This window comes from Paraburkholderia sp. GAS41 (genome assembly GCF_050436545.1).
Lineage (GTDB): Bacteria > Pseudomonadota > Gammaproteobacteria > Burkholderiales > Burkholderiaceae > Paraburkholderia.
The window spans coordinates 230792-251363 of record NZ_JBNDMK010000001.1 but is presented as its reverse complement, the minus strand read 5'-3'; the positions used below and the strand labels follow the sequence as shown (position 1 = coordinate 251363).

14 protein-coding genes and 2 pseudogenes are annotated in these 20572 nt (G+C 61.2%); 8 read left to right on the top strand and 8 right to left on the bottom strand.

All coding sequences use genetic code 11. From position 1 onward, the window contains the following. Window position 1 precedes the first annotated feature (1 nt). A complete protein-coding gene (locus P3T43_RS01120; RefSeq protein ID WP_429279178.1) occupies window positions 2-259 on the bottom strand; it encodes a DUF4242 domain-containing protein in 258 nt (85 codons plus the stop codon). A 211-nt stretch (window positions 260-470) separates the two neighbouring features. Between P3T43_RS01120 and P3T43_RS01115 the strand changes: the two genes are divergently transcribed. The 3 genes from P3T43_RS01115 (at window position 471) to P3T43_RS01105 (ending at window position 3619) form a co-directional block, all read left to right on the top strand. Next, window positions 471-1844, top strand: coding sequence for an FAD-binding oxidoreductase (locus P3T43_RS01115; protein WP_429279177.1), 1374 nt, complete (start codon window positions 471-473; stop codon window positions 1842-1844). A 93-nt stretch (window positions 1845-1937) separates the two neighbouring features. Further along, entirely contained in the window at window positions 1938-2234 is a 297-nt protein-coding gene (locus tag P3T43_RS01110) for a hypothetical protein (RefSeq protein ID WP_429279176.1), read from the top strand. Window positions 2235-2281: 47 nt separating this feature from the next. After that, window positions 2282-3619 (top strand): hypothetical protein, encoded by a 1338-nt coding sequence (locus tag P3T43_RS01105; protein ID WP_429279175.1) that lies wholly within the window; start codon window positions 2282-2284, stop codon window positions 3617-3619. A gap of 59 nt (window positions 3620-3678) precedes the next feature. Here the strand turns inward: P3T43_RS01105 and P3T43_RS01100 are convergent, their stop codons facing one another. Then, window positions 3679-4161: a UTRA domain-containing protein gene (locus P3T43_RS01100; RefSeq protein ID WP_429279174.1), complete on the bottom strand. Its 483-nt coding sequence runs from the start codon at window positions 4159-4161 to the stop codon at window positions 3679-3681. Between the two features lie 59 nt (window positions 4162-4220). Between P3T43_RS01100 and P3T43_RS01095 the strand changes: the two are divergent. Beyond that, window positions 4221-5265: pseudogene (locus tag P3T43_RS01095) on the top strand (class-II fumarase/aspartase family protein); the annotation flags it as partial. A gap of 18 nt (window positions 5266-5283) precedes the next feature. After that, window positions 5284-5541 (top strand): annotated as a pseudogene (locus P3T43_RS01090) (cation:dicarboxylate symporter family transporter); the annotation flags it as partial. Window positions 5542-6121: 580 nt separating this feature from the next. Here P3T43_RS01090 and mmsB read toward each other — a convergent pair. The 3 genes from mmsB to chvE all read right to left on the bottom strand — a co-directional run bounded on the left by mmsB (window position 6122) and on the right by chvE (window position 9993). Continuing rightward, on the bottom strand, window positions 6122-7276 hold the full coding sequence (gene mmsB, locus P3T43_RS01085) for a multiple monosaccharide ABC transporter permease (protein WP_429279173.1): 1155 nt from the start codon (window positions 7274-7276) through the stop codon (window positions 6122-6124). A 28-nt stretch (window positions 7277-7304) separates the two neighbouring features. Beyond that, window positions 7305-8861 (bottom strand): multiple monosaccharide ABC transporter ATP-binding protein, encoded by a 1557-nt coding sequence (gene mmsA / locus P3T43_RS01080; protein ID WP_429279172.1) that lies wholly within the window; start codon window positions 8859-8861, stop codon window positions 7305-7307. 70 nt (window positions 8862-8931) lie between these two features. After that, a complete protein-coding gene (gene chvE / locus P3T43_RS01075; RefSeq protein ID WP_429279171.1) occupies window positions 8932-9993 on the bottom strand; it encodes a multiple monosaccharide ABC transporter substrate-binding protein in 1062 nt (353 codons plus the stop codon). Window positions 9994-10819: 826 nt separating this feature from the next. On the opposite strand from chvE, the gene P3T43_RS01070 reads away from it, so the two are divergent. Beyond that, on the top strand, window positions 10820-13570 hold the full coding sequence (locus P3T43_RS01070) for a prolyl oligopeptidase family serine peptidase (RefSeq protein WP_429279170.1): 2751 nt from the start codon (window positions 10820-10822) through the stop codon (window positions 13568-13570). A 355-nt stretch (window positions 13571-13925) separates the two neighbouring features. Beyond that, entirely contained in the window at window positions 13926-15659 is a 1734-nt protein-coding gene (locus P3T43_RS01065; RefSeq protein ID WP_429279169.1) for a hypothetical protein, read from the top strand. A 156-nt stretch (window positions 15660-15815) separates the two neighbouring features. Here P3T43_RS01065 and P3T43_RS01060 read toward each other — a convergent pair whose 3' ends face one another. The 3 genes from P3T43_RS01060 to P3T43_RS01050 form a co-directional block, all read right to left on the bottom strand. Next, window positions 15816-17108, bottom strand: a complete 1293-nt coding sequence (locus tag P3T43_RS01060; protein WP_429279168.1) for an amidase — start codon at window positions 17106-17108, stop codon at window positions 15816-15818. A gap of 648 nt (window positions 17109-17756) precedes the next feature. Then, on the bottom strand, window positions 17757-18149 hold the full coding sequence (locus P3T43_RS01055) for a VOC family protein (protein ID WP_429279579.1): 393 nt from the start codon (window positions 18147-18149) through the stop codon (window positions 17757-17759). A gap of 153 nt (window positions 18150-18302) precedes the next feature. Next, complete coding sequence (locus P3T43_RS01050; RefSeq protein WP_429279167.1) at window positions 18303-18740, bottom strand: OsmC family protein; 438 nt, start codon at window positions 18738-18740, stop codon at window positions 18303-18305. Between the two features lie 699 nt (window positions 18741-19439). On the opposite strand from P3T43_RS01050, the gene P3T43_RS01045 reads away from it, so the two are divergent. Next, the gene (locus P3T43_RS01045; protein ID WP_429279166.1) at window positions 19440-20507 is read left to right on the top strand and encodes an AraC family transcriptional regulator; all 1068 of its coding nucleotides are present in this window, start codon (window positions 19440-19442) and stop codon (window positions 20505-20507) included. Window positions 20508-20572: the final 65 nt, after the last annotated feature.

Below are 20572 nucleotides of genomic sequence, written 5' to 3'. Positions count from 1 at the left end.
CCTAGCTGAACTTCTCGGGCCGCATTTCGGTCACTTCCACCACTACGTCGGCCGGCAGGCCGACGAGTCGGGCCGCTTCGCGAATCGCTTCGGCACTCGGCGCCTCATATAGGCAATAGGTCTTCTTCCTGTCTGCCGAAAGGAATGAAAACAGCCAGTTGACGCCGCTCGCATCGTTGATTTCTTTCAGCGCCACCGCGCCGGCGGCGTCAAGCTTCAATTCTTCGGCAAACTGGCGTTCTATGAGAAATAGTGCCATCGCCCTCTCCCGGCTGACCGAATATTCAGTTGTCCCGCATTTCCGTTGTAGTGACGCCCCGTCGAGCTGTCAAGCGCGCTCATGCGCTGCGGTAGTCAGAATTAACTACCCGGCGCCGAAACATCGCCATGCAATTTGATCAATCCTGTGGATGGCCGGCCGCTGGACACCGGCCTACAGTGAACCTCAGAAACACATTGAGGAGATTGAAATGTTCAGCGAAAACGACTTGACGGCCTATCGCACGAACCTTCGAGGAACGCTCATCGAGCCGTCGGACCCCGCTTACGTCGATTCCTGCAAGGTCTACAACGCGATGATTTCGAAGCATCCCAGACTAGTCGCGCGCTGCGCGGATGTCGCGGACGTGATCGCATCCGTGAACTTCGCGCGCGAGCATGCCCTGCTGCTGGCTGTGCGAGGCGGCGGACACAACGGCGGCGGCCTCGGCACCTGCGACGACGGGCTGGTGATCGATCTTTCGGGAATGCGGGGTATCCGCGTCGACCCAGGCGCGCGCACAGTCCGCGTGGAGGGCGGCTGCCAGTGGCGCGACGTGGATCACGCGACGCATGCGTTCGGGCTCGCCACGCCGAGCGGGATTATCAGTTCGACCGGCGTCGGCGGTTTGACACTCGGAGGTGGCATCGGCCACCTGACGCGCCGCTACGGGCTGACGGTCGACAATCTGCTTTCCGCCGACGTGGTACTGGCGGATGGACGGCTCGTCACCGCAAGCGAGCACAACAACGGCGATCTCTTCTGGGCGCTGCGCGGCGGCGGCGGCAATTTCGGGGTCGTCACTTCATTCGAGTTTCGCGTGCACCCGGTGTCAGATGTCGTCGCCGGGCCCACGCTGTGGCCGCTCGAGCGCGCGGCGGAAATCATGCAGTGGTATCGCGCGTTCATCGCCGATGCACCGGACGAACTCAATGGCTTTTTCGCCTTCATAACCGTGCCGCCGGCGGCACCCTTTCCCGAACCGCTGCACCTGCGGAAAATGTGTGCGGTGGTCTGGTGCTGGACCGGCGACCCCGCGAAAGCGGATGCGGCGTTCGCCCCTGTGCTGGCAACCGGACCTGTGCTGCACGGGGTTCAAGCTCTGCCATTCCCATCGTTGCAAGGTGCGTTCGACGGCCTCTATCCGCCCGGATTGCAGTGGTATTGGCGCGCCGACTTTTTCAACGATTTGTCCGACGCAGCGATCGCTCAGCACGTGCGTTATGCCGAACAACTGCCGACGATGCACTCGACCATGCACCTTTACCCAATCGACGGCGCCGCGCATCGAGTGGGCCGCAACGAGACCGCGTTCAGTTATCGCGATGCCCGTTGGGCGGCGGTGTTTGCCGGCGTCGATCCCGATGCCGCGAATGCAGATCGGATCAGCGCGTGGGCTCGCGATTATCAGACCGCATTGCACCCCTATTCGGCAGGCGGGGCCTACGTGAACTTCATGATGGAAGAAGGCGAGGAGCGGGTGAAGGCCAGCTTCCGGGACAACTACTCGCGACTCTCGGCAGTCAAACGAGAGTTCGACCCTGACAACCTGTTCCGCGTGAACCAGAACATTCGACCGGTGTAGCGTGCAAGTGGATGCTGGCGACGGGTTCATTCGGTGGCGCCGCCCACGCCGCCGGGACCGGTGACCCATCACCTGCGCATGCGGCGCATGCCAATGCCGATCGCCTGGCTATGCCCGGCCAGGCATATGCTGGTGGGCGGCATCGGCACCGCTCTGGCCGTGGGTGCGACCGTCATTGACCAGATTGCCTGTCTGCTCAGCCGCGCCGCCGCCATATGTGAGACCATCAACACTCAGCTGACGACGCTGATCGACGCTATCTTTCGCCTTCCTGGGCGCACGGCGCAGGCGGGCGTGTCGATCACAGCAGCGCTCTTGCGCGGGTGCCTCGATCTGTTGTCCTCCTCGGCGCACGCAGTGGCGCTGCGCGCTCTGTCGCTCGTTGGCTGACGCTGACTTCTTGCAAGCAGGCATCAAGCCTCACAGGAGGGTTCTCCATGCCACAGTTTTATATGTTCAAGTGCAGCACTTGCAAAACGCCGATCAAGGGCCCGAAGGTTCAACCCGGCAAACTGAGAACGCTCGCGATTGACACCCTTTTGCTCGGCGTCAACCGGCCACCAGGTGTGGCATGCAGTACGCCGGGGCACAATGGGCTCACCTACACCGGAATAGAAGACCTGCTGGACACGCTCTACGAGTTGTGCCAGGACCCCAGCATCAAGACCCCGACGGGCGGCGACAATGTGGCGGGCTACATTGATGGCACCGAGTTCAAGTTCTATAAGTCGAAGAGCCTGGGGCGGCCCGCAGTGGTCAACGCAATATTGGGCAAGGCGAAGTCCAGCAACGCAACGGTCTACACCAACCGCGCGGATGCGCTTTGGATCAAGGACTATCCCAGGATGAAGGTGAAGTTGATGGACCAACTGAAGCCCAACGAGGGTGACGGGGCGGTCCGCGTGACAACGGCCTTCCAAAGCGTCAAGAAGTGGCCCCGTCAGGTTGCGGCACTCGCGCTGAAAGCCCCCCTCCCGGACGGCGGCCTTTACGCAGCGGCGGCAGGCCTTAGCAAGGACCTCGATCTCCCGCCCGGCAGCCGCAAGAAGGGCCTGGCCCGCGCGCTTCGGTACTACATGCTGGCCACCTACTCGCTAGTGGACATCAGCTCGGCCGAGGGCTACGAAGGGTTGAAGAACTACGTGGGCGCCCTGCTCGTCAGCGACCAGGGGCAGATCCTCGCCGCGGGCATCAACACCGGGTCGTTCCGCCACGCCGAGGTCAGCATGCTGCTGTCCTACTTCCGCAACAATCTCACCGCGACCAAGGTGCCCGAAAACAGCGTCATCTTCTCGACGCTCACACCGTGCAAGGGGTGCACCGGTTTTCTAAAGGTGACGAAATCCAGCAACTGCGTGATTTATTTCGGCCAGGAAGACACCGGCAAAGACGGCAGGAAGGGCAAGCAGATCTCGACTCAATTGAGTGAGAATACCAAGACCCCTGTTGGGCGGAGCAAGGAAACGCTTCCCGGCGAGATCCAATCCGACGATACCGACGATACCGAAGGCACAGGCGTCGTTGCGACAGGCACCGCAAGCGGAATCCACAAAGTTCAGGTGGACAAGGGCCTGACCAGCTGCATGGGCACCGGGTCGATCGCGACCCAGATCGGCAAAGCGAAACATGCGAAAGAAGTCCTGCGTTCCGGGAGCGAGGCCCTCATCCACAAGATGCTCAAGACCCGCGCAGCCTCAGACGCCGAGAACGAGGTCAAGCAGGCGGTCCTCACGTATATTGGCCAATGGCTGGGTACGTCGAAGTCCGTTGAGTAGGCCGGCCCCGAAATTCCCAAGACCGCCCTCTCGTATAAGGTGGGATTGCGCGCCCCGACCTAACCGTCGGAGCGCTTCAGTCGCATCGAAATCGAAAAACGCTCCGCTGGGTGCACGCTGATCGACACCTCGAAGGTCTCGCCCGCTGAGTCGAGATAGCGTCGCACGATCTCCAGCGCCGCCGTGCCTTGCTCGACCCGCAAGCGCTGCGCCATCTCCTGCGAAATCAGCGCGCCGTGCACGTCCTGCTGAATCTCCGCAATGCACCGCCCGTAGTGCGCTTCGATCAGCGCGCTGATCAACGTATCCGGTTGCGTCCGCGCGGCCTGCGCGACTTCGGTGTAATCCGGGTCGATGTACACATCGGTCCAGCCGATTGGCGGACTCTCCCTATCGCCGTCGATTCGCAGACTCGACACGCGTAACCAGCGAGTCCCGCTCTCGCACTTGAGCGTCTTCGCGAGCTTGCCGATTGCGACGATTTCCTCCGTCGACTGCACCAGGCGCAAGTGTTCCGAACCGAACTGCACGACGTCGTCCACCGATGCAAGCGATGGTCTGAAGTCGTTTCTCGGCTGCGCGGACTCAACCCGTGTGCCCGCGTTCCGAGCGGATCGACTTCGACCACATGCGCGAGGAGACCGACATCGTCGGCTATCCGATCACGCGCTCGTCCATCAACTGGTGGACATGTGCGGCGACGCGGGCCGTGACATTCATTGGGGCGCCACGACCCAGGACATCATGGACACCGCCGTATCGCTTCAGGTGCGCGATGCGCTCGACGTGATCGACGGCGACATCCGCAAGTTGCGCGCAATTCTGGTCGATCTGGCTAAAAGCACCGCGACACGCCCATGGCCGGCTGTACGCATCTGCAACAGGCGCTGCCGGTCACCTTCGGCTACAAGGTCGCGATCTGGCTGGCCATGTTCGACCGGCATCAGGAGCGTCTCGCGCAACTTCGTTCGCGGGTATCCGTGGTCGAATCCGCCGGCGCGGCGGGGACACTCGCGTCGCTCGGCGACAAGGGTTTCGAAGTCCAGAAAGCGTTGGCCGAAGAACTCCGGCTCGGCGTTCCCGCCACGACCTGGCACGTGGCGCGCGACGGATTCGCCGAAGCAGTCAACCTGCTGGCCCTCGTCACCGGCTCGCTCGGCAAGATCGCACTCGACATCATGATCATGGCATCGACCGAATTCGCCGAAGTGTACGAACCCTTCGTCAAAGGGCGCGGCGCGAGCAGCACGATGCCGCAAAAACGCAATCCGATTTCCAGCGAACTGATGCTCGCCGCAGCGAAGGCGGTGCGCCAGCATGCCGGCCTGATGGTCGACGCGATGATCCAGGATTTCGAACGCGCAACGGGTCCCTGACACGCCGAATGGATCGCAATTCCCGAGAGTTTCATTCTCTCGGCCGGGGCGCTCCATCAGGCGAAGTTCGCGCTCGGCGGTCTGATCGTCGACACGGATCGGATGAAGCACAACCTCGGTATCAGCAAAGGGCTGATCGTGGCCGAAGCGGTGATGATGGCGTTGGCGCCGTTCACTGGCCGCCAGCAGGCCCACGACATCGTCTATGACGCCTGCCGCACGGTGCATGAAACAGGCGGCACGCTCGTCGTGCCGTCGAAAAAACTGCCGTGGTATCGCAAGCTGGGCATGCAGGTATTGCTCGCGCTGGTACTCGGTATTGCACTCGGGCTGCTGTTTCCGAAGTTTGGCGCCCAGCTCAAGGTACTCGGCGACCTCTTTCTTGCGCTAATCAAGGCGGGCGTCGCCCCACTGGTCTTTCTCACGATCGTCCACGGCATTGCGTCGGCGGGCGATGTGAAAAGCGCGGGCCGGGTCGGCTGGCGCTCGATCGTGTACTTCGAGGTCGTCTCGACGATTGCGCTAATGGTGGGTCTGCTCGCCGGCATCCACGCACGCGACTGGCGAATGCCAGCCTGTTGTCTGCGTGACAAAGTTTGTTTTGATTGAATTGACGACGTCGCTCACCACACGAACAATTGATACGATTGATGCGATGAATGTACGCATCGCTATCAAGGTACCTAATTGACAAGACGGAACATCTGAACGATTTCAGCACGCCGTTGCATCGACCGGTTGAATCCGCAGTGCAAAGCCGACGTTCGAGTGTCCATCGTAGCGCGTACGCGAACGGCCGGAGCTGGCCGAAAACACGCGCATGCAAGTCTCAGGAAGACATCTCATCGAGGTCTCAAGTCAAACTTAACAGGGTCGCCTATTTAGCCGCGACAATCGCATGCCAAACACCCGATGCAGCGTGCATTTGAGATCGAGCGTCGCGACAACAAACTGCTTCCTGAGAATGCGATGCATCAGGCTCGATGCGTTATATCGTGGTTGTGGCGCTCCTGAACCGCCTGAAGCCAAGCTTGACTACCCGCCGGTCTCACATAGCAAGTCGGATACGCCCGGCGTTGCTCTTGACAGGCTCTCGAAGAGATCGATGAGGCGTTGTCCCGCCCCGTCAGGCGCGGTTACGGTTGTAGACATCAAGAAACACCGCCGACAACAAAACCATCCCCTTGATCACTTGCTGGTAGTCAATGCCAATGCCCATGATCGACATGCCGTTGTTCATCACGCCCATGATGAAAGCGCCGATCACCGCTCCCACCACCTTGCCCACGCCCCCTGAGGCCGATGCTCCGCCGATGAAACAGGCCGCGATCACATCGAGCTCGAAGCCGAGGCCAGCCTTCGGCGTGGCTGTGTTCAGGCGTGCCGCGAAAATCAGCCCCGCCACCGCCGCCAGTACGCCCATGTTCACGAAAGTCAGGAAAGACAGGCGCGCCGTGTTCACGCCCGACAAACGTGCCGCCTTCTCGTTGCCGCCCAGCGCATAGATACGCCGACCGATCGTCGTGCGATTGGTCACGAACTGGTAGACCAGGATCAGGACGGCCATCAGGATCAACACGTCAGGCAAGCCCTTGTACGTCGAAAGCAGCCAGACCAGATATGTGACGGCTCCCGCGAACAGAACGTTTTTGATCGCGAAGAACGCGATCGGTTCGACGTCCATATCGTGAGCCTGTGCCTTGCGGCGCTTGCGCAACTCCGCCGCGACGAGGCCCAGCGCCAGGATGACGCCCACGATCAGGGACAATACACGTACCTCTGAGCCGCCAAAAGGATCGGGCAGAAAGCCCGTACTAATGCGCTGAAATCGCAGCGGGAACGGCCCGACCGACTGGCCCTGCAACAGCGCCAGTGCGAGTCCCTTGAAGATCAGCATCCCTGCCAGCGTCACGATAAACGACGGAATGCGCGCGTACGCCACGAACCAGCCCTGCGCCGCGCCAATCAGCGCCCCCACCAGAAGTGCCACGATGATCGTCGGCACCACCGGCCATGAGTACTGCACGATCAGCACCGCGGCCAGCCCGCCGATAAAGCCGCTGACCGATCCAACGGACAGATCGATATAGCCGGCCACGATCACGAGCAGCATGCCCAGCGCCATCACAATGATGTAGCTGTTCTGCAAAACCAGATTGGTGATGTTCAACGGCTGCAGCAGCACGCCGTCGGTCTGGAATTGAAAGAACCCCATGATGGCGACCAACGACAGCAGCAGGCCGTAGTCGCGCAGATTGTTCTTGAGAAAGCCGAGTTTCATGAAATGGCCTTGATTCGATGTAGATAGGTCACGCATGACCGGCGTTCACGATGGCGCGCATGATGCGCTCCTGGCTTGCTTCGTTTCGGTCTAACTCGACCACGAGACGGCCTTCGTTCATCACGTAGATGCGGTCGCACATGCCAAGCAGCTCCGGCATTTCGGAAGAAATCATCAGAATCCCCTCTCCCCTGCGCGCCAATTCGTCGATGATGGTGTAGATCTCATATTTGGCCCCGACATCGATGCCCCGTGTGGGCTCATCGAGAATCAGCAGACGCGGCTTCGTAAACAGCCACTTGCTCAGCACGACCTTCTGCTGATTGCCGCCCGACAGATTGACCACCCGTTGCTGGATGCCCGAACTACGAATGCGCAACGATTCGCGATACTGCTGTGCAATCTTTGCCTCGGCGTTTTCATCGATCACGCCGCGATCGGACACTTCGGCGAGGTTGGCCAGCGTCACGTTTTTGCGGATTTCCTGCTCGAGGATCAGGCCATAGCCCTTGCGATCCTCAGTCACATAGGCAATGCCATGCCTGATGGCCTTGCCGATGGTCGAGACATCCACGGCCTCACCGTCGATCAGCACCTGTCCGCTGATCCGCCGGCCATACGAGCGCCCGAAGAGACTCATGGCCAGTTCGGTGCGACCCGATCCCATCAGCCCCGCGATGCCAACCACTTCGCCCTTGCGCACGTTCAGGTCGATGCCCTTGATGACTTCGCGCTCCGTGTACTGCTCGTGGTAGACGTGCCAGTCACGGACTTCGAAGATCACCTCGCCAATCTGGGGCTGGCGCTGCGGGTAACGGTGTTCCATGTCACGCCCGACCATGCCGCGAATGACACGATCCTCGTTGACCTCGCCTGAGGCGCAGTCCAGCGTCTCGATCGTGCGTCCATCGCGGATGACGGTAATCTGATCCGCGACCTGGGTAATCTCGTTGAGCTTGTGCGAAATCAGGATGCAGGATATCCCTTGCGCCTGAAGTTCGAGGAGCAGTTTCAGCAACGCGGCGCTATCGGTCTCGTTCAGACTCGCAGTAGGTTCGTCGAGGATCAGCAGCTTCACGCGCTTTGATAGCGCCTTGGCAATTTCCACCAGCTGCTGTTTGCCGACGCCGAGCTTCCCGACCGTCGCGTCAGGCGACTCGTTCAGACCGACGTGCCGCAGCAATTCGCGCGTGCGCTTATGCGCCGCGTGCCAATCGATCACGCCGCGTTGCGCCAGTTCATTGCCAAGGAAAATGTTCTCGGTGATCGAGAGCATCGGCACCAGGGCCAATTCCTGATGAATGATGATGATGCCGCGCTCTTCGCTTTCGCGGATGTCCCTGAAGCGTTGCACCTGCCCTTCGAAATGGATTTCCCCCTCGTAGGACCCGTGCGGATACACACCGCTCAGCACCTTCATGAGCGTGGACTTGCCTGCGCCATTCTCACCGACGACCGCATGGATTTCTCCAGCCTTGACCGTCAGATTGACATTATCGAGTGCTTTGACACCCGGAAACGTCTTGGTGATGCTGCGCATGGACAGGATGGTCTCGTCCGCCACGCCGTCTCCCGAATTTGTCATGTTTTGCAGGGTCCGCTCGCCGGAGCGCGGGTGGCGTCTCCGGGCGAGCGGACTTGACTTCGATATGGCCTTACTTGACCTGCGCTTCCGTGTAGTAGCCGCTGTCAATCAGGATCGGCTTCCAGTTGGTGCCATCCACCAGTACCGGGTTGAGCAGATACGACGGCACCACCTTCACGCCGTTGTTGTAGGTCTTGGTGTCGTTCACCTGCGGCTGCTTGCCTTGCGCCATTGCGTCGATCATCGCAACCGTCACCTTGGCGAGCTGACGCGTGTCCTTGAACACGGTCGAGTACTGCTCGTTATGCAGGATGGACTTGACCGAAGGAATCTCAGCGTCCTGCCCGCTGACGATCGGGCAAGGCTGCTGCGCCGTGCAGTAACCCACACCCTTGACCGACGACAGAATGCCGATGCTCAGACCGTCATACGGGCTCAGCACGGCATCGAGCTTGGCATTGCCGTAGTAAGCCGATAGCAGATTGTCCATACGGGCCTGAGCGACGGCGCCATCCCAGCGCAGCGTGCCGACCTTGTCCATACCAAACTGCTTGCTGCGCACCACCAGCTTGCCGCTCTTGATGTATGGATCCAGCACGCTCATCGCGCCGTTATAGAAGAAGAAGGCATTGTTGTCGTCGGGCGAGCCACCGAACAGTTCGATATTGAACGGGCCTTTACCCTGTTTCAGACCGAGCTTGTCAACGATGGACTGCGCCTGCAGCACGCCGACCTTGTAGTTATCGAACGTCGCGTAGTAATCGACATCGGCCGTGCCCTTGATCAGGCGATCGTATGCAATGACCTTGATGCCGGCATCGTGCGCCTTTTTCAGCACATCGGTCAGCGTTGTCCCATCGATTGCAGCGATCACCAGCACCTTCGGCTTCTTGGTGACCATGTTCTCGATTTGCGCGAGCTGATTCGGAATATCATCGTCGCCATACTGGAGATCGGTGGTGTAACCATCCGCCTGCAGATCCTTGACCATGTTATTGCCGTCGGCAATCCAGCGCGCCGACGATTTGGTCGGCATGGACACAGCAACCAGCCCCTTGTTGTCGGCGTGCGCAATACCGATCATTGGCAGCGCCATGACCGCAATCAGGGTTTTCAAGAACAGCCGTTTCATCGTTTTGTCTCCTTCGGTGTATTAATAAGTGCCGTTCTGGCCGCGGTCCAGGCGGGCGTATTGTTAAAGTCCCGCAGTTTGATTTCGACCCTTCCGTTTCAGGCCCACATATTGGATATACCCATGATGGTGCGGAATTCGGCCCCATCGAGGCCCAGCTCGCGCGCACTCAAGCGTGCACCCGTCCCGGGTACAAATTCATCATGCACGGAAGACCCACACGCCATTGGGAAAACGCTTTCGCGGCCGCCCTTGCAGGCCTGCGCCCGGTCACCGCGCGCCTATGAGGCGACCACTTCACGCGCGTCGCGGGGATGATTGCGACAGCTCCTTGTGGCCGCAGACCCCGTGCCCATTGATGTCATTCATGTCTCCCGCTCCGGTCTCGTTCGTTTTGATTTTTGCCCTCAGGTGAGTTGGGAGCAAGTCTACGTCCGGCGTCACCATGCGTCCAATATAAAAAAACCCTGGCATTGATATCACTTTCGGTATCGCCTGTTGCAGCATGTCCGATACACCCGCTGCGCTGAAATCGGCGAGCTGATTGCAGGGCTATACGGTGAGATCGAGTTTGGCCGATTTCATATAGGTATTCGCACTGACTAATTTTGAGCCAGGCTGAAGACCGGTGTGAAGCGGACAGGATGTTTTTAGCCCCCAGGATATTCGTCGGCCATTGTGCCGCCTGTTGTCGCGTACCATTTTTCGCATCCGTGAAGTTCAGCCCACCCGCCTGCTCTCAGGATTACCCACATATTGATCGACCATCCTGTTCGTTTCGCTTGCAGAGTCGATACATTTTCGTTTTCATGCGATCGCCCCGAAGATGCTTGCACCGGCGTCGACCTATCTGCCAGTCGTGCACAAGGCACCGCGCCCGGGGCGTGCGATACTGGGCGCTGTCGTTTCATCTGAAGACCTGATTACCGCAAAACCCGCCGCGCGTACGATGACCTCTGACTTCGTCACATCCCATCTCGCCGTTGCAGCGTTCGTCGTGTCGGTCACCGCCGGAACCGCATTCGCGCAGCAAGCCGACGAGACAACACCTACGACGACGGCGCCCTCAACGCAGTCCGCCGCCACGGGTTACAACCAGCCGTCCCAGGCAATTCTCGATGTGATGCTCGCGGCGCCGTTACCGACCCCGGTCATCAGCCCGCACGCCGACCGGGCACTCCTTGTCGCCTATCAGGAATATCCGTCCATCGCACGGGTTGCAACGCCGTTCCTGCGGCTTGCAGGCGTGCGCGTCGAACCCGCCAACCGCAGCCGACACGACACGCCTGGCGGGTATGAGATTCCAGCCTGCGCGACGCACTTCGACATGGTGCCGTTCGCCACTGGCGTCACGCGGCCGGTCACGCTGCCGGCTGGCGTCTGCGCGATGCGCCCGCGCTGGAGCGCCGACGGCAAGCGCTTCGCATTCGAAAACGTGACTGCACATTCGGTCGAACTGTGGGTCGGCAACGGCGAGACGGGCGTAGTCCGCCGTATTCCGGGCGTGCAGTTGAACCCGATGTTCGGCAACGAACTGATGTGGATGCCTGATCAAACCTCGCTGCTCGTGAAGACGATTCCCGCGCATAGCGGGCCGCCACCTGTTGCCGCCGAGGAGTCGGTCGGCCCAGGCATCCAGGAATCCGACGGCCAAAGCGGCCAGAGCAGCACGTACGAGGCGCGCGACACGCTCAGGAACGTGCAGGACGAAGCGCTGTTTGGCTATTACGGCGCCTCGCAGCTCGCGCGCGTCGATGCACGCACGGCCGCTGTCACCGCGCTCGGAGCGCCGGCGTTGTTCGACGAGATCGCACCGGCGCCGGATGGCTGGCACGTGCTGGTGTCGACGATCCAGCGGCCGTATTCATACGTCACGACTGCCGGACGTTTCCCGCACGATTACACGGTATGGGACATTGCGAACAGCACGCACATCGCGACACATCTGATCGTGTCGCGCCCCCTGGCCGACCGGGTGCCGATCAACGGCGTGCCGCTCGGGCCGCGCAACTTCTCGTGGCGGCCAACCGAACCAGCCACGCTGGTGTGGGCCGAAGCGCTCGACGGCGGCGACTGGAACGTCGACGTATCCGAGCGCGACAAGGTCATGATGCTGAAGGCTCCATTCGACACCGCACCGCGTGAACTGACGCGCCTTCGCCAGCGCTATGCGGGCTTCGCATGGACGTCGCGGCCGGATCTCGCGCTGCTTTCCGAGTACGACAACAATCGTCACTGGCGGCGCACTTTCGTGGTCGATGTCGACGCCCCGGCGCTCACGCAGCGCGTGCTGTGGGATCTGTCGAGCGACGAGCGCTACGCGGACCCCGGCGTGCCGGTCACCGAGGTTCGGCCGGACGGCTTCCGCGTGATCCGCGTCGACGACGGAGCGATCTTTGTAGCAGGACAAGGCGCTTCGCCGGCCGGCAGGCGACCGTTCCTCGACCGGCTCGACCTCGCGACGCTTCAGACAGAGCGCCTGTTCCGCAGCGACAAGGCCGCCCTCGAGTACTTTGTTGCGTTCACCGGCGACGGAACACGCTCTTTCCTGACCTGGCGCCAGACGCCGGTCGATCCGCCGAACCTGTTCGAGCGCACGCTCGGCGCCCCGCTCGGCGCGCCAGCGGGCGAAGCGCGCTACGCCTCGAGCACGACCGCCATCACACATCTCGTCGATCCGACGCCGGTGGTGCGTCAGATCAGGAAGCGTCTGGTCAGGTACAAGCGCGCCGACGGGCTCGATCTATCGTTCACGCTGTACACCCCGCCGGGCTATCAGGAAGGCACGCGTGTTCCCGCGATCCTGTACGCCTATCCGCTCGACTATGCCGATGCGGCGACGGCCGGCGAGGTGAGCGGCTCCGAGCAGACTTTCACGCGTCTGAAGAACTACCAGCTGATGCTATTGGCCGGCTACGCGATTATCGATGACGTCTCGTTCCCGATCGTCGGCAATCCGAAGCGTGCCTACGACACCTACAACGAGCAGCTCGTCGCCGATGCCAAGGCGGCGGTCGACGAGGCGGTGCGGCTTGGGGTGGTCGATCCGGACCGCATCGGCGTCACGGGTCATAGCCACGGCGCGCTGATGACCGCCAATCTGCTGGCGCATTCCGACCTGTTCCGTGCCGGTGTGGCAACCAGCGGCGCGTATAACAAGACGCTCACGCCGTTCGGCTTCCAGAACGAGCACCGCTCGATCTGGCAGGCCGAGGATGTTTATCTGAAGGTGTCCCCGTTCCTCTACGCTGACCAGTTGAAGACGCCGCTGCTGATCGTGCACGGCATGGACGATGCGAATCCGGGCACCATGCCGCTTCAGGCGACGCTGCTATACGAGGCGCTGCGCGGCAACGGCGGTGTGACAAGGCTGGTGATGCTGCCGCACGAACCGCACCTGTATTCGGCGCTGGAATCGAATGAGCAACTCGTGTACGAGATGCAGCGCTGGTTCGACCGCTACGTGAAAAATGCGCCGCCGCGTGCCGTGACTGCGCAGCCTGCCGCTGCGGCGTCGACTGCACCAGGCGCAGCCGGCACAGCCGGTGCGGCACTCGCGCCGCGACCCACCGAATAAAGCAGAAATAGCGGCGGCTCCAGCGGCCTTGAGCCCAGCACCTTCAGGGACCTCAGTTTCTGTCGTTAACACGACGGGTCGCAGGCCTCAAACGCCGTCGCAACCCGATCGCTGGCCCTCGAATCTGCCCATTGTTTGAACGTGAGCACGCTCATCCAGTTAGCTGAGGGCTTTTACCATTTCTTGCGCCATTCATTCGAACGTCATGCAAAACAGAATGTACATAAAACGGTTCGTTGCAAGCTGCTGCATCGCCATACTAAGTGCCTGCGGGGGCGGGTCCGGAAGCACTCCAGGTGGCGCCGCCACCAGCGCAAATAGCGCACTCTCGGGCACAGTAGCGGTTGGGGCACCGATGCTGAATGCAACCTTGACAGTGATGGGCGCAAACGGTCGAACGGTCAGTACTCCGGTGGCCGACACCGGCAGCTACGCGAATCTGAATATCTCCGCACTCACAGCGCCGTATCGACTTCAGGCTTGCGGGGTCGCCGACGGCCAATCCGCGTGCTTCTACTCCTTCGCCCAGTCTGGCGGCGTGGCCAATGTCACACCGCTGACTGATGCCACGGTCGCACTTGCGCTCGCCGCCAACGCATCCACCCTGTTTAGCGGCTCAACACCAACCGCGGCAGCGATGGCGAAAAGCGAGACGGCCCTGCAAAACCTTCTTGGACCCGTCCTGACGGCCGCGGGCCTGAGCGCAGGCAGCGACTTCACCACGGCGCCTTTCACGGCCAACCACACCGGCATGGACAAGGTGCTCGACGCCATCAAGGTCAGCACTGGACAGAACAACGGCGCGACTTTTGTGCAACTCCAAGGCGTGGTGGGATACGGCAACGCTTACGTGGACAGCCAAGGCAACCAATCCGGCAGTCTCAGCGGTAGTTCTCTGATTAGTGGCATGGGAGTCGATCTGACCAGCATTTCGACCATCTTCAACGCACTGAATAGCGCCGTCGGCAGCAGCAGCGTCGCTGCATGCACCTCGACCGTCAGTGCACAGGTGCCGATTGATCCTGCATTCACACTGAACATCAACAATGCAGGCCAGCAAACCGCTGTGACCGCCTTGAACGCCGCACCGAGCCTCTGCGCTTTGGCTGGCAACAATGGCTTTCTGGGTGGCAAGGTCGAGAATCCGGTGTTGATCTCGTGCGACTTTAGCGGCGCGGACAAGATTTGTACCGTTGGCTTCGACCTGACCAACGGCACGCTCAATCTCCAGGGCCCCCAAATGGCGGTTGTTCTGCGCCAGGGCAGCGCGACATGGAAGCTGCTCGGTCAGGAGAACCCCTACGGCATCACCGTTGATGCAGCGGTGCAACGCACGCTACGCGTCGATATCAGCAACCCGCAACCTGGCTATGCCCGCGCCATTTCATTCGATATTCCCACAGCTGTCAGCGGAACCGCCATGGCGCCTCATGCCGCCAAGGTCTACGAGCATGACGCGTCGGGAACAGGCAGCTGGGACCTCTCGGCCCCAATCGTCACCCTGAACGACAGTGGATGCACAGGTCAACCCAATCTCACCGTTGTCGGTTCGAACTGCGGCGGCGAGTGGTTGTCGCTCGACAGCTTCAACAACTCCGATCTGAGCAGTGGCGATGCACTGATCAATGCCTTGTATCTTCGGGGCCGCGATCTCCGGATCGACCTGTACTCGGATACAGCCGCCACAGCCTTCATCACCTCCGTGTACGTCCGCATCAACGGCGTGCCGCCCGAATCGGCGGAATTGCCTGGCCTCGCGTGGCTCAATCTTGACGCCCCGAGCCAGTCGGCACTGGCTGCGTTCGACAGCAGCACCACGACCAGCAATACCCTCAATGTGAGTTGGGCACCCAACACCGTGGTCATTCCACACGACCTGACGCTGTGCGTCGATAGCGCGTGTAATTCGCAGGCTCATACCGAACTATCTGGATCGAGCAGTCAGACCAGCGCCGCCCTGAACCTCTCAGGCATGAGCATCGCCACTACCGGCTACAAGCGGCTCTCACTTTTTGGACGTGACCGAGAGCAGGTCGGTTACGAGAACGACTATCTGACCTGCCCGCCTGGCTCGTCCAGCTGCCAGTAACCCAGGGCTGCGCCCGCTGCATAAGCGGGCCTCCTGACCCCTGCACAGCCCGCACCGCGGAGCGCCGCTGTAACTTCCTGAATCTTCAGCGACTAAGCTCTGGCCGTCATTCCAGAGCCCTCTGAATGCGAGTGGCGTAGGGCGTAGATGTCCGCGTTACTGCACACCCAGCGCTTTTTCCAGTCTCGCCGCGGCCGACAACGCGACGTGGTCGCGCCACCGGGGGCCGACCACCGTAACGCCGATCGGTAGCCCAGATGGCCCGGTGCACACCGGCACGTTCACACAAGGATTGCCAAGCAGCGTCCACATACGGCTGAAGATCGGATCACCGGTCGAGACCAGACCGGCAGGCGCCTCACCGGGGGCGCCAGGCGCGAGCAGCACATCGAATCGATCGAAGACGGCGGCCATCACCCCACGTCCCTGCTCGGCCTCCTGCTGCAAAACCGCGTAGCGCTCACCGCCCAGCGCTGCGCCAGCGGCAAGCACCGCGAGAAATGGCTCGCTCAGGTCGTTCAGGCGAGTCTGATATTCGGGCACGTACGCGAGCGACGCTTCGTAGCTCATGATCGCGGTCTGCAAGTCGGCGAGATTGTCGCAAGCGTGCGGCAGCACCACGTCGGCTACCATGGCGCCGCTTGCCTCGAGCGAACGCGCCGCGTCGGCCAGTGCCTGGCGGCTTGCCGGCGATGCGGCATCCCAGTGCGGTGTTGCGCACACGCCGACACGCAGCCCACCCGCCACTTCCAGGAGAAACTCACGATTGGCAAGGACACCTACGAAGAATGCCGCATCATCGACGCGGCGGGTCAGCACGCCGAGCGTGTCGAGGCTGGGCGACAGCGGCTTGATGCCGGCCGTTGGCAGCGTGCCGAAGGTAGGCTTGTAGCCGATGATTCCGCAGAACGAGGCCGGACGCACGATCGAAGCCGCAGTCTGCGTGCCGAACGCGACAGGCACCATGCCAGCCGCCACGGCCGCAGCCGAGCCGCTCGAGGAGCCGCCCGGCGTGTGCGGCTCGCCCCGGCTCAAAGAATGCGGATTGACGGTCGGCCCCGGTTTAAACGTGGCAAATTCGGTTGTCACCGTCTTGCCCATCACGATCCCGCTCGCCGCGCGAACCGCGGCCACCGCTGCCGCATCCGTTACCGGACGATGCGTCGCATAGATTGGAGAGCCATAGCCGCTGGGCATATCAACGGTGTCCATCACGTCCTTGATACCCACCGGCACGCCGGCGAGCGGCCCGCTTGCGCTGCCCGCCTTATCGAGGCGGCGCGCCTGGCCGAGCGCGAGCTCCGCGTCGAAATATTGCCACGCGTGCACCGCCGCTTCCAGCGCGTCGATACGCTCGATATAGGCGCGCGTGACAGCTTCCGCGCTCAATGTCCGTTGTGCTACCTGCCGCGCGATCTCGCGGACGCTCAATGCGTGAATGTCAGTCATGGGGATTGCCTGTGCCAAGATGAAGTGCGATGCGCGCACCTCCATGATAGGAGCGAGTTTCCTATCGAATAATACCGGTTTAAGGCATGCCGGTTCCTGTCGTAAGCCGACCTTATGCCACCCGGGCAGAAGACGATCTATTGTTCATTCGCCGCCGCGATCGCTCGGCTTCCCATTCCGTTGCCCATTTGGAGACGGCCCGAAGCACGAAGCGTGGACGGAACCGGTGCGGTGCTGCTGCCGTCGTGCAACAGATGCGCTGAACCGTGCGGCAGTCACGCAATGTTGCCCGCACGTAATTCATAAGCCGCACCATGATCCGAATTCTCGAGTAAGACCCTGCCGGTCAGAATGAGGTAGTACGGTATTTCCTGAGCTCCGGCCTGGGAGTATTCTTTTCGCCCGCGACGCTCCCCACGCGCACCGAATTTCCACTTTCCCGCTGACGACTTGATGTCTCACAAGACATGCGAAGCGCGATATATGGCAATGTAGTAAACGTCGGGCAGTTGCGTTAATGACTGCAACCGGTTGTCGATTTCACTGGCGCAGGATATTTCGCATTACTGAAAACTTGCGGCGGCGACGACACATGCGTGCCGCCAAAACCGCCGCTGATCATGAGCGCGGTGAAGACCGTCGTCCGTGTCAGCCCGGCACGCGACAAAGCGCACCGATCTTGTTGCCATCCGGATCGCGTAGATAGGCAAGATAGAGGCTGCCAGTCGGCGTGTGACGTACACCGGGCGGCGTTTCAATCGATGTGCCGCCGTTGGCAATCCCGGCGGCATGCCACCGGTCGACCTGCTCGGCCGACTGGCAGGCAAAACCAATCGTTCCACCATTGGAAGGACTAGCCGGCTGACCGTTGATCGGCTGCGTAACCATGAAACGCGCCGTGTCGCCGCGATAAACATAGCGCCGCCGCTTGTCGTTGTCATCGCTGAGACCTTCGCCATAGCCGAGCGCGCCCAGCACGGCATCGTAGAAACGCTTTGCTTTTTCCAGGTCGTTGGTGCCGACCACTACGTGACTGAACATTGCTTCCATCCTGTTTGACAAATAAACCACCGCCCGTCCGATGCAGTGGCCGGTGCGCATGAAAAACCACGCTGCGCAACGGCCCAAGCTACTCAGGGATGCACAATCATCGACGTGACTAGACGCCTGGTGAGACGCGCATGCCCTCTCCGGTCACGCCGTGACGATATTCGTGACGACCTCGATGTTGCCGTGCACAGCCTTCGAGTACGGGCAGTTCTGATGGGCCAGCGCTGCGAGCTCCTCGGCGACTTCTGTTGCCAGACCCGGCACGCGGACGGTGACTTGCGCGGCGAGGCAATACCTGGCTCCGACCGACCCAATGCTGGTCTGGATGTCCACGGAAAAGTCGGCCGGCAGCGCGACCTTCTTCGCCGCGGCCACCATCCCGAACACGGTGAAGTAACAGCCGGCCCAGGCGCCAGAAAACAGCTGCTCGGCTCGTGGGTGCAGGTCGGTGGCTACGAACTCGAGGGTTTCAACGCCGTGCGCCGAGAGCTTCAGGTCGAGGGCATCGGGTTTGGCATTCGGGTCACGATTAATGGCGACATGGGTGTTGCCCGAGGCGAGAACTTTTTCGATCTTTTCCATGATGAATTCCTTTGATGCGTGGTGAGGAGTCGCCACTTTAAATCGAGGCATTCCGCTCGCCGAGTCGCGAATGACTCAAAGCCCTGCTCGAAAGGATCAAGCAGCGAAAAGTCCCCTCACCTGACGACTTCTGTCAAAGCGCAGACGCTGCCGTGGCCTCGCCACCATCGGGTGCGCCGCCGACCCTGCACCGCATTCCGGTCCGGTCCGGTGAAAGGCGGTATCGCGAGCTGCAATTCCCCGGAAAGTAAGACGTCGTAAATCGCCATATAAAAGGCGTCCGCGCGGACTGCGCGACGCCAACCGGATTGCACGCTCTTTCTGAATGGAGTACCCAAGTGCCCGGGTCCTGTGCACAGCGAGTAGCGTCAGAACGGCCCGGCGGGCGCCCATTCATGCCGGCAAACGCACAGTTGGTTGCCGCACTTCCAGCCGCATTGTTTGGAATACGAATGAAATAATCGGGTGTACTAACTGGGGCGCGGAAAGTGTGCCAGTCAGCCGCCACCATGAAAAGTTTTTCTCAGCCACGCAAAAACTTCCCGACCATCATCTCTCTGGGGTGACTGGTCTTGCGCCAGACAAATTCGCTAAAGTATCGAAAGCGATCTATGGCGCCGCGGAATGATCTTCTCCAGTCAGTCCGAAACAGCAAATGATCGCTAAACAGTCGTATTGTCGATATGAATGGGGGCCAATATGGCGATCAAGTATGCACACGGTGTCGTCAAGAAAACCAGAACGCAATACCAGACCGACTGGCTTACCCGTTTCATGGAACTCGTGACCGTCACGGGGACACTGGAAATTCGGTGCGCCTTGGGAACGCCCTGGGCAATCGAATATACCCATGCCCAAGCTCAGGAGATACCGTACCACGTCGTGTTGACGGGCAGAGCCTTACTCGAAAATTCGGAGAATGGGACAACTGTTGAATTAAGGCCGGGTGACATCGTGCTTCTGCCGCACGGTTCGGCGCATCTGTTGCACGATGGCAGCGGCGCGGTGCCGGTTCCGGACAGGATTCGCGCTGCGGGCAGTTTCCTTGTTCGCGAGAATAGCGGTAGCGACGAGGTGCTGGACATGTTGTGCGGACGGTTTGTCGTGGCGCCGCCCCATGACCGTTTTATCCGGACCTATCTGCCGTCGGAACTCGTGGTACGCACCGAAGAGGTTGGCATCGCTGCACAGAGCCTGCCGCAGACGGAACGTCTAAGCCGGCTCGTCGAGCTGATGCGGGCTGAAGCGCTGGACGGCGAATTGGGCAGCGGTGCGATCCTGAGCGCGCTTTCGTCGGCGTTGTTTGCAGTGACGCTGCGGGCGGCCGACGAGGCCGGTCAGGCACGCACCGGAGTGCTGGCGCTTGCCTCCCACCCAAGGCTCGCCCCTGCAGCCGCAGCAATATTCAACGACCCCGCCCGAGCGTGGACGCTTCCGGAACTGGCCGGACTATGCAGCATGTCGCGCGCCACATTCATGCGGCATTTCCAGGCCAGTCTCGGCCGCTCTCCGATGGATCTCTTGACCGATATCCGGATGAGCGCCGCCGCAAACGCGCTGCGACAATCCACATCGTCCACCGAGGCGGTTGCCGATCTGGTCGGGTATCAGTCGGTCTCTGCGTTTCGACGCGTGTTTGCTCAGTGGATGGGAATGACGCCGGGGGACTGGCGGCAGCACGCTCTTAAGGACGCGGCCGCACATTTGCCAGACGACGCGGCAGACGCGGCAGACGCAGTTAATGAGCGCGATCGCGCGAGTGAATGAGCGCGGAATCACAGTGGTGCGCCCGTGTCTCGGGTGAAGCGCTCGCCTGCCGAATCACCGTTGCG

Bases quoted from the DNA above. Each gene is read 5' to 3' on its own strand.
- P3T43_RS01120 (WP_429279178.1), bottom strand. From the start codon at position 259: ATGGCACTATTTCTCATAGAACGCCAGTTTGCCGAAGAATTGAAGCTT.
- P3T43_RS01115 (WP_429279177.1), top strand. From the start codon at position 471: ATGTTCAGCGAAAACGACTTGACGGCCTATCGCACGAACCTTCGAGGA.
- P3T43_RS01110 (WP_429279176.1), top strand. From the start codon at position 1,938: ATGCCGATCGCCTGGCTATGCCCGGCCAGGCATATGCTGGTGGGCGGC.
- P3T43_RS01105 (WP_429279175.1), top strand. From the start codon at position 2,282: ATGCCACAGTTTTATATGTTCAAGTGCAGCACTTGCAAAACGCCGATC.
- mmsB (WP_429279173.1), bottom strand. From the start codon at position 7,276: ATGAAACTCGGCTTTCTCAAGAACAATCTGCGCGACTACGGCCTGCTG.
- mmsA (WP_429279172.1), bottom strand. From the start codon at position 8,861: ATGACAAATTCGGGAGACGGCGTGGCGGACGAGACCATCCTGTCCATG.
- chvE (WP_429279171.1), bottom strand. From the start codon at position 9,993: ATGAAACGGCTGTTCTTGAAAACCCTGATTGCGGTCATGGCGCTGCCA.
- P3T43_RS01070 (WP_429279170.1), top strand. From the start codon at position 10,820: ATGCTTGCACCGGCGTCGACCTATCTGCCAGTCGTGCACAAGGCACCG.
- P3T43_RS01065 (WP_429279169.1), top strand. From the start codon at position 13,926: ATGCTGAATGCAACCTTGACAGTGATGGGCGCAAACGGTCGAACGGTC.
- P3T43_RS01060 (WP_429279168.1), bottom strand. From the start codon at position 17,108: ATGACTGACATTCACGCATTGAGCGTCCGCGAGATCGCGCGGCAGGTA.
- P3T43_RS01055 (WP_429279579.1), bottom strand. From the start codon at position 18,149: ATGTTCAGTCACGTAGTGGTCGGCACCAACGACCTGGAAAAAGCAAAG.
- P3T43_RS01050 (WP_429279167.1), bottom strand. From the start codon at position 18,740: ATGGAAAAGATCGAAAAAGTTCTCGCCTCGGGCAACACCCATGTCGCC.
- P3T43_RS01045 (WP_429279166.1), top strand. From the start codon at position 19,440: ATGGCGATCAAGTATGCACACGGTGTCGTCAAGAAAACCAGAACGCAA.